This is a genomic window from Pseudomonas sp. GW458-11-26-14-LB4, assembly GCF_059423925.1.
Genome location: NZ_JBWKYU010000003.1, coordinates 315,232 through 333,194, shown reverse-complemented (window position 1 = coordinate 333,194; position 17,963 = coordinate 315,232). Strand labels below are relative to the sequence as shown.

At 62.1% G+C, this 17,963-nt stretch carries 15 protein-coding genes; 1 reads left to right on the top strand and 14 read right to left on the bottom strand.

The window, feature by feature from the left end; translation table 11 throughout:
- Positions 1–5: 5 nt before the first annotated feature.
- Genes AC07XZ_RS06540 through arnB form a run of 9 tightly spaced genes read right to left on the bottom strand, consistent with a single transcriptional unit; the run spans position 6 to position 10,401 of the window.
- Positions 6–1,625: an ArnT family glycosyltransferase gene (locus AC07XZ_RS06540; protein ID WP_173892697.1), complete on the bottom strand. Its 1,620-nt coding sequence runs from the start codon at positions 1,623–1,625 to the stop codon at positions 6–8.
- Positions 1,598–2,977 carry a UDP-glucose dehydrogenase family protein gene (locus AC07XZ_RS06535; RefSeq protein WP_102686104.1) on the bottom strand — a complete coding sequence of 460 codons (1,380 nt, stop codon included), beginning with the start codon at positions 2,975–2,977 and terminating at the stop codon, positions 1,598–1,600. The genes AC07XZ_RS06540 and AC07XZ_RS06535 overlap by 28 nt, the downstream gene beginning before the upstream one ends.
- Positions 2,974–3,378 carry a 4-amino-4-deoxy-L-arabinose-phosphoundecaprenol flippase subunit ArnF gene (gene arnF / locus AC07XZ_RS06530; RefSeq protein WP_085745596.1) on the bottom strand — a complete coding sequence of 135 codons (405 nt, stop codon included), beginning with the start codon at positions 3,376–3,378 and terminating at the stop codon, positions 2,974–2,976. The genes AC07XZ_RS06535 and arnF overlap by 4 nt, the downstream gene beginning before the upstream one ends.
- Positions 3,375–3,719 (bottom strand): 4-amino-4-deoxy-L-arabinose-phosphoundecaprenol flippase subunit ArnE, encoded by a 345-nt coding sequence (gene arnE / locus AC07XZ_RS06525; RefSeq protein ID WP_102686105.1) that lies wholly within the window; start codon positions 3,717–3,719, stop codon positions 3,375–3,377. Before arnE ends, arnF begins: the two co-directional genes overlap by 4 nt.
- Complete coding sequence (arnT, locus tag AC07XZ_RS06520; RefSeq protein WP_102686106.1) at positions 3,716–5,365, bottom strand: lipid IV(A) 4-amino-4-deoxy-L-arabinosyltransferase; 1,650 nt, start codon at positions 5,363–5,365, stop codon at positions 3,716–3,718. The genes arnE and arnT overlap by 4 nt, the downstream gene beginning before the upstream one ends.
- A complete protein-coding gene (arnD, locus tag AC07XZ_RS06515; protein ID WP_085745599.1) occupies positions 5,362–6,246 on the bottom strand; it encodes a 4-deoxy-4-formamido-L-arabinose-phosphoundecaprenol deformylase in 885 nt (294 codons plus the stop codon). Before arnD ends, arnT begins: the two co-directional genes overlap by 4 nt.
- The gene (arnA, locus tag AC07XZ_RS06510; RefSeq protein WP_102686107.1) at positions 6,246–8,237 is read right to left on the bottom strand and encodes a bifunctional UDP-4-amino-4-deoxy-L-arabinose formyltransferase/UDP-glucuronic acid oxidase ArnA; all 1,992 of its coding nucleotides are present in this window, start codon (positions 8,235–8,237) and stop codon (positions 6,246–6,248) included. Before arnA ends, arnD begins: the two co-directional genes overlap by 1 nt.
- Positions 8,234–9,256 (bottom strand): undecaprenyl-phosphate 4-deoxy-4-formamido-L-arabinose transferase, encoded by a 1,023-nt coding sequence (arnC, locus tag AC07XZ_RS06505; RefSeq protein ID WP_102686108.1) that lies wholly within the window; start codon positions 9,254–9,256, stop codon positions 8,234–8,236. Before arnC ends, arnA begins: the two co-directional genes overlap by 4 nt.
- Entirely contained in the window at positions 9,253–10,401 is a 1,149-nt protein-coding gene (gene arnB, locus AC07XZ_RS06500; RefSeq protein WP_102686109.1) for a UDP-4-amino-4-deoxy-L-arabinose aminotransferase, read from the bottom strand. The genes arnC and arnB overlap by 4 nt, the downstream gene beginning before the upstream one ends.
- 431 nt (positions 10,402–10,832) lie before the next feature.
- Here arnB and AC07XZ_RS06495 point away from each other — a divergent pair, with 431 nt between their 5' ends.
- Positions 10,833–11,723 (top strand): site-specific integrase, encoded by an 891-nt coding sequence (locus AC07XZ_RS06495; RefSeq protein WP_102686110.1) that lies wholly within the window; start codon positions 10,833–10,835, stop codon positions 11,721–11,723.
- A 14-nt stretch (positions 11,724–11,737) separates the two neighbouring features.
- Here the strand turns inward: AC07XZ_RS06495 and AC07XZ_RS06490 are convergent, their stop codons facing one another.
- The 5 genes from AC07XZ_RS06490 to AC07XZ_RS06470 all read right to left on the bottom strand — a co-directional run bounded on the left by AC07XZ_RS06490 (position 11,738) and on the right by AC07XZ_RS06470 (position 17,920).
- Complete coding sequence (locus tag AC07XZ_RS06490; protein ID WP_102686111.1) at positions 11,738–12,289, bottom strand: PqiC family protein; 552 nt, start codon at positions 12,287–12,289, stop codon at positions 11,738–11,740.
- 16 nt (positions 12,290–12,305) lie between these two features.
- Entirely contained in the window at positions 12,306–13,961 is a 1,656-nt protein-coding gene (locus tag AC07XZ_RS06485) for a PqiB family protein (protein ID WP_102686112.1), read from the bottom strand.
- Between the two features lie 113 nt (positions 13,962–14,074).
- On the bottom strand, positions 14,075–15,376 hold the full coding sequence (locus AC07XZ_RS06480) for an NAD(P)/FAD-dependent oxidoreductase (protein ID WP_102686113.1): 1,302 nt from the start codon (positions 15,374–15,376) through the stop codon (positions 14,075–14,077).
- The gene (locus AC07XZ_RS06475; protein ID WP_102686114.1) at positions 15,373–16,461 is read right to left on the bottom strand and encodes a polyamine ABC transporter substrate-binding protein; all 1,089 of its coding nucleotides are present in this window, start codon (positions 16,459–16,461) and stop codon (positions 15,373–15,375) included. Before AC07XZ_RS06475 ends, AC07XZ_RS06480 begins: the two co-directional genes overlap by 4 nt.
- Positions 16,462–16,561: 100 nt before the next feature.
- Complete coding sequence (locus AC07XZ_RS06470) at positions 16,562–17,920, bottom strand: glutamine synthetase family protein (protein ID WP_102686282.1); 1,359 nt, start codon at positions 17,918–17,920, stop codon at positions 16,562–16,564.
- Between the last annotated feature and the right edge of the window lie 43 nt (positions 17,921–17,963).

Genomic DNA, 17,963 nt, shown 5'->3' with positions numbered 1-17,963 from the left:
GCAGGTTAAGGCGTCAGCCACAGCAACACATAATCGTTTTTGTCGAAACGCCCGCTCAGCACCGGCTGCAGCGTTCCGAGCGGCGTGCCTTGCAGGGCTCGATAGTCGCTGCGATCCATCATCAGCCACGCCGGCCCCTTGAGCGCTTCGAGCGCTTGCGTGGTTTCAGTGAACAGCGGTTGCAGATCCTGCTCGACGTTGACCATGAACTTGATCGCCTTGGCGTCCTTGCCCATGCCGTGCAGCACCAGCGGCGCGGGTTGCTCGTGGATCCGCGCCAGTGCCGCTTGGCTGAAGGTCCGCGTGTCATAGAGCTGGCGCTCCACCGGCTCGAACACCAGCGCGTACGCCGACCAGACCGCCAACACGGCGCTGAACGCGAGGACTTCGGTTCGCCAGCGCGGTAGCCACAACCGCGACAACGCGGCCAGTTGCAGCAATCCCAGCACGCTGAGTACTGGCGTCAGGTCGGTCAAGGACTCGGGAAACCGTCGTTTCGCCACCCATAACAGGACGATCAACAATGCGGGAATCAACAACCACAATCCCTGCATGCCGACGCGCAGCCAGGCAAACACCCGACCATGCAACACCTGAAACGGATACGCCGCAATAATCGCCGCCATGGGCAGCATCGGCAGCAGATAACGGGCCTTTTTCGCCTGTGGAATCGACAGCCCGAGCATCGCGATCAACCCCGCCGCGGCGCAATATTGCACCAGGCGCAAGGCCGGGCCGCGTTGCCGGGGCTTGCTCAGCCAAGCGGCCGCGAGTGCCAGCAACGCCAGCGGATACGCCAGCGCGTAGTTGCCCAGTGAGCTGGTGAAGTAATACAGCGAACCGCTGACGCCTTCGCTGCCGTCCATGCGCCCCATGAACTGCATGCGGATCACGTCCTGACGAAACGCCGGCCCGCCGCTGACTTCCGCCAGCCACAACAACAGCCCGACGCAGGCCGCCAGCAACAGCGAAGCCAGCACACCGAAGGTCAACAGGCGCGACCATTGGCGATCCAGCAGGTAGTAACTGCACAGCATGCCGGTCGGCACCACCAGCCCGATCGGCCCGCGAATGCCGAACCCCAGCAGCAACAGAATGAACACTAGCGGCCAGCGTCGAGCGGCAGCGAAATGGTCGTGGGCATAGCCGAGGTAGAACACCGAAAACGCCACGGCGGCGAGCATCAGGTCCTGCGACACCGCGCGGGTTTCGCTGATGAAGGTGCTGGTGAGCATCAGCAGCGCGATGCTGACCACCGCCCAGCGCACGGATGCGGGCGCGAGCAAGCGATACATCAACGCCACGATCACCGCGCCGGCGACAGCGCTCGGCAGCCACGCCGTCAGGCTGTTGACCGTCCCGAACGGCAACGACAACAGCCAGATGAACAAGGTCGAGAGCGACGAATAATCGGCGTAAGGCTCACCATAAGTGGTGGGAAAAATACTGGGCCCGTGCCGGAGCATTTCCTGGGCGAACAACACGAAGCGCGAGTCGAAACCGATGGGCGCCTGCCCGTACACGCCGGCGGTGAACAGCAAAAACGCCAGCAGCCCTGCGATCAGGGACTGCCGGCGCAGGGCAGGGGTTAAACCGATCAAGCCACGTCCGAGGCGTGTGGCCATTGCTGCAACGGAATCGGCAGGGAGCGCGATTCGCCACGGCCCATCGGGAAGTAATGGAAGCCGTTGCGGGCCAGGCGTTCGGCGTCGTACAGGTTGCGGCCGTCGAAGATCACCGGGGCCTTGAGGCGTTGCTGGATCAGGTCGAAATCCGGCGCCTTGAACTGCTGCCATTCGGTGCAGATGATCAGCGCGTCGGAACCGGCGAGTACCGATTCCGGGGTGCCCATCAGCATCAGTTTCGATTCGTCCGGGTACAGATGCTGGGTTTCCTGCATCGCTTCCGGGTCGAACGCCCGCACACTGGCGCCAGCGGCCCACAGCGATTCCAGCAGAACCCGGCTCGGCGCATCGCGCATGTCGTCGGTGTTCGGCTTGAAGGCCAGCCCCCACAGGGCGAAAGTCTTGCCGCGCAGTTCGCCCTTGTAGAACGCGTTAATGCGTTCAAACAGCTTGTGCTTCTGCCGCTGGTTGATCGCTTCCACCGCTTGCAGCAAATCGCTGGAGCAGTGCGCCTCTTCGGCACTGTGGATCAGCGCGCGCATGTCTTTGGGGAAGCATGAACCGCCGTAACCGCAACCGGGGTAGATGAAGTGGTAGCCGATGCGGCTGTCGGCGCCGATGCCCTGGCGCACCGATTCGATGTCCGCGCCCAGGTGTTCGGCCAGCTCGGCGATCTGGTTGATGAAGCTGATCTTGGTCGCCAGCATGCAGTTGGCGGCGTACTTGGTCAGCTCGGCGCTGCGCAGGTCCATGAACATGATGCGGTCGTGGTTGCGGTTGAACGGCGAATACAGATCGCGCATCACGTCGCGCACTTCTTCGCGCTCGCAGCCGATGACGATCCGGTCCGGCCGGCGGCAATCGGCGACCGCCGAACCTTCCTTGAGAAATTCCGGGTTGGACACGATATCGAACTGCAACAGGCGCCCGGCCTTGATCAGCGCCTTGTCCAGGTGGGTGCGCAAGGTGTCGCCGGTGCCGACGGGTACGGTGGATTTCTCCACCAGAATCAGCGGTTGTTCACGATGCCGGGCCACGGCGTCGCCCACCGACAGCACGTAACGCAGGTCTGCCGAGCCGTCTTCTTTCGACGGGGTGCCGACTGCAATGAACGCGACCTTGCCGTGCTGCACCGCGAGTTTTTCATCGCAGGTGAATTGCAGGCGCCCGGCGTCCAGGCCCTCGCGGACCAGGCTGGCCAGCCCCGGCTCGAAGATGCTGACGTGACCCTGGTGCAGCAGCTCGACTTTCTTCTCGTCGATGTCCATGCACACCACGTCATGGCCGACTTCGGCCAGCACGGCGGCCTGCACCAGGCCGACATAACCGCTACCAAACACTGTGATTTTCATGGCGAACTCCTCAATTCGGGCGCACGGGCCGGACGAGTGTTGATGGTGATGACCCCGAGCATGACCAGCGCCACGCCCAGTGATTTGGAGAAACTGAAGGATTCGTTGAACAGCGGAAGGCTGGCCGCCAGCAGGTACACCAGCGCGTAGCTGATGCTCAGCAGCGAATAGGCCCGGCCCAGCGGCAGATCGCGCAGGGCGGCGAGCCAGCAGAGCATCGACAGCGCATAGGCGAAGATCGCCGCGAGCACCACGGCCAGCGCAACTGAATCGACGCTTTGTACGGACAGCCACTGATCCGGCCGGGGCAGACGCGTCATGCTCCAGCGCATGCTCAGTTGCGCCACGCTGACCAGCAGCACGCTGGCCAGGGCGAAGAAGATTCCACGACCCTGGTTCATGACTGTTGCCCCAAAAGCGCCACGCCACCGATTACCAGAAACACGCCGAACCAGTGTTGAACGTCGACGGGCTCCTTGAACACGAAGCGGGCGATCAGGGTGATGATCACGAAATTGAGGCTGAGCATCGGGTAGGCGATGCCGACGGGCAGGCGCTGCAACACCAGCAGCCACACCAGCAGACCGGTGCCGAGGGCAAACAGGGCCAGCCACAACCACGGCGAGCGCAGTTTGCGCGACCACGGCAAGCTCGCGCCGCGCCAGCGCTCGACGGCGAATTTCTGCGCGACCTGGCCCAGGCAGGTCAGCAGGCAGGCGAGCAACAGCAGCCACAGGCTCATGACGCCTCCTGCGGAAGAATCACGATCACCAGATTGCCTTGCTCATAACGAACGCCGTCCTTGGGCAGTCTGTCGAGTTCGTCCAGTTCGTCTTGCCCCTTGACCCGCATCACCACGCCGACCGAACCGGTCTTGCGGGCTTCGCGCATCCACTGTTGCACCTGATCGGTATCAACCCGCTGTTGAATGCCATCAGGATAGGCAAGGCCATATTTCAATTCGCCTATCGTGTTGTACATCGCCACCTGCGGGCGTTTGACTCGCCAGGACAGGGCCGACGCGGCGCCCAGGTCGTTGCTCAACAGGTGCGTGGTGGCCGCCAGTTCTGTTTGGTGGGCGAGCACGAACTGGTCAGGCATCTTGTTCGCCACCACCGATTTGGGCAGTGCCGCCGGCAGCAGCGCGATCAGCAGCAGGCTGCCCACCGCCGGTGCTGGCCAGCATTGCAACGGGCGGAAGGCTTGCAGCAGGTTGCTGATGATCCAGCCGGTCAGGGCGATGAACACCAGCACCAGACTGTGCAGTTCGTGGTCGTACAGCGGACGCTTGAGCTGCACGTAAACCAGCCCGATCAGCGTGACGATGCCCAGAAACAGGTTCAGCAGACCATTGAGGCCCAGCGCCCGGCCTTGCTCCACACGCAAGCGATCGGCCAGCGCGTGGCCCAGCAGCAACGCCAGCGGCAGCAGGCACGGCAGGATGTAGGTCGGCAGCTTGCCGTTGCTCAGGCTGAAGAACAGCAGCGGCATCAACAGCCACAGGCCGAGAAACGCGATGCCGGTTTCGCGGCGGGTCTGCCAGGCCTGCTTCAACGCCACCGGTAGCATCCCGACCCACGGCAGACTGAACGCCACCAGCAGCGGCAGATAGAACCACCACGGCGCGTCATGCTGGGCATCGTCGCCGGCAAACCGGCGGATGTGTTCGTGCCAGAAGAAGAACCGCCAGTAATCCGGTTCCTGACCGTGCACCGCCAGCACCCACGGCAGGCTGACGATGATCGCTACCGCGATGGCCACCGGGCCGTACAGCAGCAATTCTTTCCAGCGTTTTTGCCAGAGCATCCACGGCAAGGCGATCAGCACCGGCAGCAGCCAGGCGAGAAAACCCTTGGTCATGAAGCCCATGCCGCACGCCAGTCCCAGCACCGCCCAACCGGCGATGCGCTGACCATTGGAACGGCTGTCGAGGGCGAACCACAGCGCCACCAGACTCAGGTTGACCCAGAAGGTGAATTGCGGATCGAGGTTGGCGTAACCAGCCTGGCCGGCGACGATGACGAAACTCATGTAGAGCAGGGCGCAGACGAAGCTTTTGCGCGGGTCATTCCACAAACGGCGGGCGATGAGGAAGCACAGCAGCACGCTCAGCCCGGTGCTCAGGGCCGAGGCAAACCGCACGCCGAACAGGTTCTGGCCGAACACGGCCTGCCCGAGGGCAATCATCCAATAACCGGCCGCCGGTTTTTCGAAGTAACGCAGGTTCATGAAATGCGGCGACACCCAGTTGCCGCTCAGCAGCATTTCCTGGCTGATTTGCGCATAACGGGTTTCATCGGGAATCCACAGACCATGACTGCCCAGCGGCAGCAGATACGCCAGCAGGAAAATCCCCAGCAACAGCGGCAATGCCCAGCGTTTGCTCATGCGCCTTGCACTCCCAACCAGCCTTCGCGGCCTTCGAGGGCACCGCGTTGCACACGGCCGACGGGCAGGGTGTTGAGAAACTCGGGCAGCAAGTCGCCCAGCGGTTGAAAGTTGATGTTTCGCTGGCGTGCGTCGGCCAGCAGTCGACGAAAATCTTCGGCCATCAGAATCCCTTCTACTTCGGCGTGAATGGTGTAGACGTTGAGGTTGTCCGGGCGGAACCGGTCGAGGATGAAGGCGTTGAAATCCTTCGCCGCCACACTCGGCCCGACCACTTCATCGAAGGTCGGCAAGTCCACCGGAATCTGCGGCGCACCGACCGAACCGTCAGACAGCAACGGTCGGAACAACCGCTGCCCACGGCAATCGCTGTTGTAGCGAAAGCCGAAGGCCTGTTTGGCTTCGATCACACGCTCGTCCGCACGCCAACCGGCGGCGGCCGAACACATGACTTTTTCGCCGAGGATGTCGCTCAAGGTGTCGACGCCCTGACGGATCTGCTCGACCAGTTGCGCATCGCTCCAGCGCCCGGCATTGGCCTGCCAGCCGTGGTGATCCCAGGCGTGCAGGCCGACTTCGTGGCCGGCGGCCCGGGCCTGACGCATCAGGTGCCCGAGGTCGCGGCCGATCGGTTTGCCCGGCCAGGCCGTGCCGGCCAGCAGGATGTCCCAGCCGTACAGGCCAGCGGCGTTGGAGCGCAGCATCTTCCACAGGAACTGCGGGCGGATCAGGCGCCACAGGTGCCGGCCCATGTTGTCCGGGCCGACACTGAAGAAAAACGTCGCCTTGATCTGCGCTTCATCGAGAATTTCCAGCAAGCGCGGCACGCCTTCGCGGGTGCCGCGAAAGGTGTCGACGTCGATGCGCAAACCGGCCTGCATCAGCGCTTGCTCTCGATTTCGGCCATGGCCTCACGCAGGAAGAAATCCAGCGTGTTGCCGATGGTCTCGCGCATTTCCACGGTCGGCGTCCAGTCCAGCAGGCGCTTGGCGTTGGCGATGCTCGGTTTGCGGTGCTCGACGTCCTGGTAACCGGCGCCGTAGAACGCCTTGCTTTCCACGTCGCGGAAACCGGCGAACGGCGGGAAGTTGGAACGCAGCGGATGAGCCTCGAACTGGCGCAACAGTTCTTCGCCCAACTGACGAATGCTCGCTTCGTTGTCCGGGTTGCCGATGTTGATGATCTGGCCGTTGCAGACGTCGTTGTCGTTATCGATGATCCGTGCCAGCGCCTCGACGCCGTCGGCGATGTCGGTGAAGCAGCGTTTCTGTTCGCCGCCGTCGAACAGGCGGATCGGCGTGCCTTCCACCAGATTGAGGATCAACTGGGTGATGGCCCGGGAGCTGCCGATGCGCGCCGAGTCGAGGCGATCAAGCCGTGGGCCCATCCAGTTGAAGGGGCGGAACAGGGTGAAGTTCAGGCCCTTGGCGCCGTAGGCCCAGATCACCCGGTCCAGCAGTTGCTTGGACACCGAGTAGATCCAGCGCTGCTTGTTGATCGGGCCGACGATCAGGTTCGAGCGGTCTTCGTCGAAGTGCTTGTCCTGGCACATGCCATAGACTTCCGAGGTCGACGGGAAGATCACGCGCTTGTTGTATTTGACGCAGTAGCGCACCAGTTTCAGGTTTTCTTCGAAGTCGAGCTCGAACACCCGCAGCGGGTTGCGCGTGTATTCGATCGGCGTGGCGATGGCCACCAGCGGCAGCACCACGTCGCATTTCTTGATGTGGTACTCGATCCACTCCGAGTGAATGCTGATGTCGCCTTCGACGAAGTGAAAACGCGGGTGGCTGCGCAGGCGGTCGATGGCGTCGGAGCCGATGTCCAGGCCATAGACTTCGTAGCGCTCGTCACGCAGCAGACGCTCGGACAAATGGTTGCCGATGAAGCCGTTGACGCCGAGGATCAGCACCCGTGTACGGCGCGGGCCACGACCGGATTCGGCGCCGCGCAGCAGCGAGCCGTCCACCAGACCGAGTTCATTGGCCAGTTGCGGGCCGCTAAGGTACAGGCCGTTGTCGTTGCGCTGGCCGGCGTTGATCACCAGCGAGTCTTCACCGCAGGCGATGCGCAGCGGATCGACACTGATGACGCGGCCCGGCGCCTGACCTTCGTTGCCCTTGACCACGTCGGCGTTCCACACGATCAGCTTGTGCTCGCCCACGGCGCAGAAGGCGCCCGGGTAAGGCTGAGTCACGGCCCGCACGAGGTTGAACAGTTTTTCGGCAGGTTGCGCCCAGACCAGTTTGCCGTCTGCCGGGGTGCGACGACCGAACACCGTGGCCTGGGATTCGTCCTGCGGGGTTTCCCGCAGTTTGCCGTGCAGCATCGCCGGCAGTGCATCGCGCAGCAGGTCGCTGGCGGCGATCCGCAGTTTGCCGTGCAGGCTCAGCGCGGTGTCGCTGCGTTCGATGGCCACGCGTTGCTGGGCGAGGATGGCGCCGGCGTCGGCACGCTTGACCATGCGATGCAGGGTGACGCCGGTTTCGGTTTCGCCGTTGACCAGCACCCAGTTGGCCGGGGCGCGGCCACGGTAGCGCGGCAGCAGGGAGCCGTGCAGGTTGAACGCGCCTTTTTTGGCGGTGGCCAGCAATGGCTCGCTCAGCAGGTTGCGATAGTAGAAGGAGAAGATGTAATCCGGATCGAGCTTGGCAATCCGCTCGATCCACAACGGGTGGTTGGCGTCTTCCGGTGCATGAACCGCGATGCCTTTGTTGGCGCACAGTTGCGCCACCGAGGCGTAGAACGCGTTTTCCTGCGGGTCATCGGCATGGGTGAACACCGCCGCAATGTCGTAGCCGCTGTCGAGCAGGGCTTGAATGCCGGCGCAGCCAATATCGTGGTAGGCGAAGACAACGGTTTTTGCGCTCATGAGAGAACCTGATCAGACGAGGAGTTGGAAGTAAGGCCGTCAACGGTGATGGCGGGGGCCGGCGTGGCGGGGTGCCCGCGCAGGACCTTTTCGATGAAGAATCGCGGGCGGGCGCGCACATCGCTGTACATGCGCCCCAGGTATTCGCCCAGCAGGCCCATGCCGATGAACTGGCCGCCGGTGAACACGAACAGCACGGCGAACAGCACGAACAGGCCATCGCCGGCCCATCCGGCACCAAAGGCCAGGCGCAGGACAATCAGCGCCGCCGCGAACAGCACGCCGAGCCCGGCCATGGCGAAGCCGACGATGCTCAGCAGGCGCAGGGGCGTGGTGGTCATGCAGGTGATCAAGTCGAACATCAGGTTGATCAGGCGCATCGGGCTGTATTTCGAATCGCCGTGTTCGCGCTCGGCGTGGGCCACGGTGATTTCCGTGGTGTGGCGGGCGAAGCTGTTGGCGAGGATCGGGATGAACGTGCTGCGTTCGCGGCAGGCGAGCATCGCGTCGATGATGGTGCGGCGGTAGGCGCGCAGCATGCAGCCGTAGTCGCTCATGGCGACGCCGGTGGAACGTTGCACGGCGAGGTTGATGAGTTTCGACGGATAGCGGCGCAGGGCCGAATCCTGACGGTTGCCGCGCACGGTACCGACCACGTCAAAGCCTTTTTCGGCCTCGGCCACCAGGCGCGGGATTTCTTCCGGCGGGTTCTGCAAGTCGGCGTCGAGGGTGATCACCACGTCGCCCTTGCACTGTTCGAAACCGGCCATGATCGCCGCGTGCTGGCCGTAGTTACGGTTGAGGATGACCGCCACGAACGGGCTGTCTTCGACTGACGCGGCGTCTTCGAGCAATTGTGCGGAGGCGTCGCGGCTGCCGTCGTCGACCAGCACGATTTCGTAGTCATGCCGCAATTGCTGGCAGGCGGCCTGGGTGCGGCGCAGCAGCTCCGGCAGGCTGTCTTCTTCGTTGTAGACCGGGATGACGATCGACACGCAATGAATCGGATAAGGTCTCACGGGCGTTTCCCCATCAGGTGTTCAATGGCCCCGACGACCCGGTCCAGATCCTGATCGGTCATATCGGGAAACAAGGGAATCGAGCACAGCCGCGCCGAGTTCCACTCGGTGTCGGGCAGGGACAGGTGCGGATCACGCTGGCGATACCAGGTGTGCAGGTGGGTGGCGATGAAGTGGATGCCGGTGCCGATGCCTTGCTCCTGCAAACCCTTCATGAAGGCTTCGCGGTCCATGCCGCAGCGCTCGCTGTCGATGCGCAGGATGAACAGGTGCCAGGCGTGGGTTTGCGCGTAGGCAGGCACCGCCAGCGGTTGCACCGGCAGGCCTTCGAGTTTTTGCAGGTATTGCGTGGCCAGTTCGGTGCGACGGGCGTTGATCGCGTCCAGACGCTCCAGCTGCACCAGGGCAATCGCGGCGTTGATATCGGCCAGGTTGTATTTGAAACCGGGCTCGATCACCTGGGCCTGGGGTTTGCGGCCGTGGGTCAGGCGGTCGTACGCATCGACGCCCAGACCATGAAACTTGAGCATGCGCACGCGGTTGGCCAAAGCTTCATCATCGGTGACGAACATCGCGCCTTCGGCGCAGGTCATATTCTTGATCGCGTGGAACGAGAAGACCGCGGTGCCTTGCGAACCCACGTGACGGCCCTTGTAGCGGGTGCCAGCGGCGTGGGCGGCGTCTTCGATCACGGTGATGCCGTGCTTGTCGGCCAGGGCGTAAAGCGGATCGAGATCGAAAGCAGCGCCGGCGTAATGCACGGGAATGATCGCTTTGGTGCGCGGGGTGATGGCGGCTTCGATGCGCGCGGCGTCGGTCATCAGGGTGTCGCGGTCGACATCGACGAACACCGGCGTGGCGCCGAGCAGGGAAATCATGTTGGCGGTCGAGACCCAGGTCTGTGACGGGGTGATGACTTCATCGCCGGGGCCGATACCCAGCGCCAGCAACGTTACATGCATGGCACCGGTGGCCGAGGAAAGTGCCACGGCATGGCGGCAACCGACGTACTGGGCAAACTGTTCTTCAAGAGCCTGGTTTTTCGGCCCGGTGGTGATCCAGCCGGAGCGCAGGACTTGCTCCACGGCGGCAATTTCTTCATCACCGATACTGGGGCGGGAGAAGGGGAGAAACGCCTGACTCATGCACACCTCATTGCAAAGAAAAAAGAAATAGATCCATTGAATAATTGGATCCAATCAAAGCGTAGACGCGAAAAAATCCTTTGCATCAATAAGTTGCCAAGACGACATAACGTCGGGTTCGGTTGACTTTTCAGGCATTGCCCGGCAGCTTGGGCAGCGCCGGCACAGGACTCAGTGGAATTAAGGTTATGCCCGTTTTTGTGAAAGGAACATGAAAAACCGGTCGGCGAATCGTTTATCTGAAACCCATACAGCCACTGTTCAGACTTCTACCGTTTATCGCGGTTTTTAGTAGAAAAGTCCTACGGAAGTGTTCCCCTTATATTAAGAATGTTGCAGTTGTTAGTTGCTGTGTTGAACTGCTTTTACTCAAGGCCCGACGTTTGATTGACTTACCCGTTGCATCCCCCGACACCCTGAAAACCAACCCGATGACCGTGTATCTGGCGCGTCTGGCTCCCTCCAGCCAACTCACCATGCGTTACGTTTTGCAAGATGCCGCCGACCGACTCGGTTTCGAAGACATGAACGTCGAAGACATTCCGTGGCACGCGCTGCAACCGGAAGATGTCGTTGCGTTAGTCGCTGCATTGCGCGCCGACAATTACGCACCGAATACTTCTTCGCTGTATGTAAACGCCATTCGCGGTGTAATGAATGAAGCCTGGCGCATGAGTCTTATCAGCCAGGAACATCTATTGAAGATGCGCTCGGTCAAAGGCATTGCCGGCACGCGACTGTCTCAGGGGCGCAATCTGAAGCGCACGCTGATTCATGAATTGATGGAAGTCTGCGCCGCTGATCCACGGCCACAAGGTTTGCGCGATGCAGCGGTGATTGCGTTGTTGTACGGCACTGGCATGCGCAAGTCGGAGTCGGTGGATCTGGACCTCAATCAGGTCGATTTCAACGAGCGCAGTTTGTGTGTCACCGCCAAGGGCAATAAACAACTGATCAAGTACGCACCGGCCTGGGCGTTTGCCAAACTCAATGCCTGGCTGGAGTTCCGTCGTTCGGAACTCAAGGAAGGCGAGAGCGACGACGCGTTTCTGTTCAACCGTATTCGCCGTGGCAGCCACATCACCCGCGAGCGCATCACCAAGCACGCGATCTATTACATCGCCCGCCAGCGCGGCACCCAGGTCGGGGTGAAGATCATGCCCCATGATTTCCGGCGTTCGTTCATCACCCGGGTGATCGAGGAGCATGACCTGTCGATCGCCCAGAAACTGGCCCATCACAGCAATATCCAGACGACTGCCAACTACGACGTGCGCGACGACAACGAGCGGCGCCGCGCGGTGGATCGTTTCGACTTGTAGGCATTGCGTTTCGCTCAGGAGGCGGGCGGGCAGCCGCGTGAGCCGGTGGAAGCCTGACCGATCAACGCAGCCAGGCGCTTGACGTTGTTCTGCTGGGCCACCACCAGATCATCGATGGTCGGCCCGGACGGGGTTCGCAGCAGCGAGCGGCAGGCGAGCAGGGCGTCGTCGCCGGTGTTGGCCTGGCGCAGGCGCCATTTGACGTCGATCAGCCCGTATTGGCCGGGTATCGAATCGAAGCGTTGCACATCAATGCGCACCGAGGTCTTGCGCGGGCCGCCGGCATTGCTCAGTTGATCCACCAGTGCGCTGCGCAATTCATCACTGAGGCTCGCGCCCCACCATTCGGTCTCGAGAATCGCGAGGCCGCTGTTGCCCTGGCGGATGACGATCTGCGGCCGGTCGACCTGCGGCGGCACGTTGATGCCTTCGATGGCGATTTCCGAACCGGCGCGGCCGGTCATCGGTTGCGTCGGTGTCAGGGTGTGAAAGCTGATCGGGGCGCTTTTACAGGCGCCCAGCAGCAGGCCAATGGCGAGCACGGTGAACTTCAGCGGTAAAGCCATGGGACAGCTCCTGTGCTCAATTGCGCGGCGGCCCTTTGAGGTCCAGCGGCGCGGCGTTGTCGGGGCGGCCGCGAATCAACGATTCCGGATGACGGCCCAGATAATCGGACAGTTCACGCAACGAACGCGACATGCGCCCAAGCTCGTCGAGAGTCTCGGTCAGTTGTTCGCGTTGCGGCGAATCTTCGGCCAGGGTCGAGCTGGCCGAATGCAGGGTCTTGCTCAGGTCGGCGAGGGTGTTCTGCACGCCGGGCAGGGTCCTGGCATTGAACTGGGTCAGGCCTTTGCGCAATTCCACGAGGTTGCTGTCGAGGTTGCCGGCAATCCGTTCCACCGGCAGTTTGTTGAGTTTGTCGATCATCGCTTCGAGTTTTTCCTGCAACTGTTCGAGGCTGCCGGGGACGGTCGGAACGCTGATCGGGCGGGCGGTGGGGTCGAACGCGACTTTTTCGGCTTTGGGGAAGAAATCCAGCGCGATATACAGCTGCCCGGTCAGCAGGTTGCCGCTGCGGGCCTGGGCGCGCAGGCCGTTGTCGATAAAGGTGCCGATCAGGCGCACGGCGGCGGCTTCGTCGTCCGGATTGTGTTCGAGTACCTTAAGCATCTTGACGTGAGCCTGACCGAGGCGTTGCGGGTAGATCACGATGCCGACGTTGAGCGGGAAGCTGCGTTTTTTCGGATCGAAGTCCAGGTTGACGCTCACTACCCGGCCGATTTCGATGCCGAGAAACTCCACCGGCGCGCCGACTTTCAACCCGCGCAGGGCCTGATCGAAACGCAGGGTCAGGTATTGCGCCTTGCCGTTGGGTGGGGCGAGGGCGGTTTGCTGGTCGTCGAACAGGTCGTAAGTCTTTTCTTCGGCGGCGGCGACATCGTTGGGGCTGTACTCCGGCGCGCGGAAGGCAATTCCGCCCACCAGCAAGGTCGACAACGATTCGGTTTTCACCGCAAAACCGTTGGCGCCGACGTTGACGTCAATCCCGCTGGCGTTCCAGAACCGGGTGTTTTCCGTGACGTAGGCGTCGTTCGGCGCGTGGATGAACACCTCGATGTTCACCCCTTTACCATCGGCGTCCAGCGCATAGGCCACGACCTGGCCGACCGGGATCTTGCGGTAGTAGACCGGCGAGCCGATGTCCAGCGAGCCGAGGTCCGAGGCGTGCAGGTTGAAGCGTTTGCCCGGTTCGCCGTAGGTGATCGGCGGCGGGTTTTCCAGGCCTTTGAAGTTCTTCGAACGTGAGTTGGACTGACCGATGTCGGCGCCGATGTAGTCACCTGACAGCAGCGTGTCGATGCCCGAGACGCCGCCTGCACCGATGCGCGGGCGTACGACCCAGAACTGCGAGTCTTCGCGGGTAAAGGTTTCGGCCTGCTTGGCCAGTTTGATCGTGGCGTTGACGCTTTTCTGATCGTCGCTCAGCTCGACGTCCGTGACCTGGCCGATCACCACGTTGCGGTATTTGACTTCGGTCTTGTTGGCGGTCAAGCCGCTGCCGGTTTTAAAGGTGACGATGATGCTGGGGCCTTCCTGCATCAGGTTGTGCACCACCAGCGAGAGGCCCACCAGCACCGCGATGATCGGCACGATCCACACCAGCGAGATGCTGAAACGCCGGGTCTTGACCGGCGCCTGGCCGGGCGCTCGCGGTTGATCGGCGGCTGACGACTCCATCCATGACCTCCAGGGTGTGTTGGGCACTGAGCGTCAGGAACGCAAAAGCACTTCATCAATATAGAAGTGCTTCGCGATAGAGCAAATGTGCAGGGCGCTTTAACCGGCAGGCCTCATCCCAGCAGTTCCCGCAGGCGATACCAGAACATCCCCAGTGCCAGCAGCGGCGAGCGCAGCGCCGGGCCGCCGGGGAAGGTCATGTGCGGCACGCCGCTGAACACATCCATGCCCTGACTGTGGCCGGCATGAATCGCCTCGCCCAGCAGCTTGGCGCACCAGTGGGTGACGTTCAGGCCGTGGCCGGAATAGCCCTGGGCGTAGAACACGTTCGGGTGCTGCTTCAAACGGCCGACCTGCGGGAAGCGGTTGGCGGTGATGCCGATTTTGCCGCCCCATTGATAGTCAATGCGCACATCCGCCAGTTGTGGGAACACCTTGAGCATCTTCGGTCGCATGTAGGCGGCGATGTCCGCCGGATCCCGTCCCGAGTAATGGCAGGCGCCGCCGAACAGCAAGCGCCGGTCCGCCGAAAGCCGATAGTAGTCGAGGCCGACTTTCTGGTCGCACAGCGCCAGATTTTGCGGAATCAGCTCGGCGGCGCGTTCCGGCGACAGCGGTTCGGTGGCGATGATGTAACTGCCGGCGGGCAGGACCTTGCCGCTGAGTTGCTGTTCGAGTTCTTCCAGGTGCGCGTTGCAGCCGAGCACCAGACTGCCGGCGCGCACGGTGCCGCTTGGGGTGCGTACTTGAACGGTCGCGCCATGGACTATTTCCAGCACCGGGCTCTGTTCGAAAATCCGCACCCCGAGGGACGCCGCCAGCCGCGCTTCACCCTGCACCAGGTCGAGCGGGTGCAAGTGGCCCGAACCCATGTCGATCAGGCCGCCCTTGTAGACACCCGCGTTCACCACTTGCTGACGAATCAGCTCAGGGGCAACCAGCCGCGTTTCATGGCGGTAACCCAGCTGCGCCAGGCTGTCCTGCTCGGCCTTGAAGGCGTCGAACTGCGCCGGCGTGTTCGCCAGCTCACAGAAACCCCAGCGCAGGTCGCACTCGATGGCGTTGTCGCTGATGCGCTGGCGCACCAGCTCCACCGAGTCGATCCCGGCCCGGTGCAGGTAGCGCACGCCTTCGGCGCCAACATGCCGCGAGAAACCTTCGACGTCATGACCGATTCCGCGAATCAGTTGCCCGCCATTGCGCCCGCTGGCGCCCCAGCCGATGCGCCGGGCTTCGAGCAGAATTACCGAAAGCCCGCGCTGCGCCAATTCAATGGCCGTGTTGACGCCGGTGAAACCACCGCCGATTACGCAGACATCGGCGATCAGGTCACCCGCCAGTTCCGGATAAGGTGTGCTGGCCCGGGCCGACGCGGCGTAATAGGAGTGGGCGTGTTCCTGGGTGTACTGATTCATTTGTTCGACTTCACTTTGCTCCAGGACCGGGTCATCAGACGCATGATCGACTGGGGCGGGGTAGATGAGATGTAGAGCTTGTCGAGGACTTCCTGGGACGGATAGACCTCGGGATTGTTGACCAGCTCTGGATCCATGTATTGCTTGGCCGCCGGGTTCGGGTTGGCGTAGCCCACCGAGGCGCTGACCTTGGCGATCACTTGCGGATCGAGCAGGTAATTGATGAAGGCGTGGGCTTCCTTGGTGTTGCCGGCATCGGCGGGAATCGCCAACAGGTCGAACCACAGGTTCGCGCCTTCCTTGGGAATCGAGTAAGCGATGTTCACGCCGTTCTTGGCTTCCTTGGCGCGGTTGGCGGCCTGGAACACGTCGCCGGAATAACCGAAGGCCACGCAGATGTCGCCGTTGGCCAGATCGGACACGTATTTCGAGGAGTGGAAATAGGTGATGTACGGCCGGATGCTCAGCAGTTTCTCTTCGGCCTTCTTGTAGTCCTCGGGTTTCTCGCTGCGCGGGTCCATGCCCATGTAGTTGAGGATCGCCGGGAACACTTCATCGGCCGAGTCCATCATCGACACGCCGCACTGGGTGAGTTTCTTCAGGTTTTCCGGTTCGAACAGCACGGCCCAGGAGTCGATGTGATCGATGCCCAGCACTTGCTTGACCTTTTCGACGTTGTAGCCGATGCCGTTGGTGCCCCACAGGTACGGCACCGAGTGCTCGTTGCCCGGATCGTTTTTCTCAAGCAGGGCCAGCAGTTTCGGGTCGAGGTTTTTCCAGTTCGGCAGTTGCGAGCGGTCCAGTTTGAGGAACGCACCGGCCTTTACCTGACGGGCGAGGAAGTGGTTGGACGGCACCACCACGTCGTAACCGGTGCGACCGGCGAGCAGTTTGCCTTCTAGGGTTTCGTTGGAGTCGAAGACGTCGTAGATCACCTTGATCCCGCTGGAGGACTGGAAGTCGCCGAGGGTGGTTTCGCCAATGTAATCGGTCCAGTTGTAGACGCTGACCTGGGGTTGGGCGAGGGCACCGGCACTGCACGCCAGGGCCAGCGCGGCGGGGATCATGGATTTCAACAGACGCATATCGACACCTCTTCGAATTATTGGATTTTTCAGGCGACTCTTGCTGATCGTTCCCACGCTCCGCGTGGGAACGATCGTGGGTTGGTTTTTGTTGTTTTAATCAGACGCTCAGCAACAGGAACTCCCGCTCCCAGGAGCTGATCACGCGCTTGAAGTTTTCATGCTCGGCGCGTTTCACCGCGACGTAGCCGCGCACGAACTTGCTGCCCAGGTATTGCGCGACGGTGTCGCACTCTTCCATCTGGGTCAGGGCTTCTTCGATGGTGATCGGCAGGCGCAGGTTGCGGCGCTCGTAAGCCCGGCCTTCGACGGCGGCGCTCGGATCGATGCCTTCGACCATGCCGATGTAGCCGCACAGCAGGCTCGCGGCGATGGCCAGATACGGGTTGGCGTCGGCGCCGGGCAGACGGTTTTCAACCCGCATCGCCTCAGGGCCGGAGGTCGGCACCCGCAGGCCGACGGTGCGGTTTTCTTCGCCCCATTCGACGTTGACCGGTGCCGAGGTGTCCGGCAGGAAGCGGCGGAACGAGTTCACGTTCGGCGCGAACATCGGCAGCACCTTCGGAATGTACTTCTGCAGGCCGCCGATGTGATGGCGGAACAGATCGCTCATGCTGCCGTCGGCATTGGCGAAAATTGGCTGGCCGCTGGCGATCTCGACCACGCTCTGATGCAGGTGCATGGCGCTGCCGGGCTCGTCGCCGATCGGCTTGGCCATGAAAGTCGCGGTCACGTTGTGCTTGAGGGCGGCTTCACGCAGGGTACGCTTGAACACGGTGATCTGGTCGGCCAGATCGAGCGCGTCGCCGTGGCGGAAGTTGATTTCCATCTGCGCCGGGCCGTCTTCGTGGATCAGCGTGTCCAGGTCCAGGCCTTGCAGTTCGCACCAGTCGTAGACGTCTTCGAACAGCGGATCGAATTCGTTGGCCGCGTCGATGGAGAACGACTGACGACCGCTTTCGGCGCGACCGGAACGGCCCAGCGGTGCCTTCAATGGCAAGTCCGGGTCTTCGCAGCGCTGGGTCAGGTAGAACTCCATTTCCGGCGCCACGATCGGCTTCCAGCCTTTGTCGGTGTACAGCTGCAGGACTTTCTTCAGCACGTTGCGCGGCGACAGTTCGATCGGGTTGCCGAACTTGTCGAAGGTGTCGTGAATGACGATGGCGGTCGGCTCGATGGCCCACGGGATCACGTACACCGCGTCGCTCACCGGCTTGCAGACCATGTCGATGTCGGCCGGGTCGAGCAGGTCGTAGTAGATGTCGTCGTCGACAAAATCCCCGGTTACCGTTTGCAGCAGCACACTTTCCGGCAGGCGCATGCCTCGCTCATGCAGGAACTTGTTGGTCGGTGCAATTTTGCCGCGGGCGATGCCGGTCAGGTCGCTGACCACGCATTCCACTTCGGTAATCTTGTGATCTTTCAGCCATGTAAACAGCTGATCGAAAGGGGCATTCATAAAGACCTCGTCGTTGGTTTTGTTGACGCGGGGGAAAAGCGAT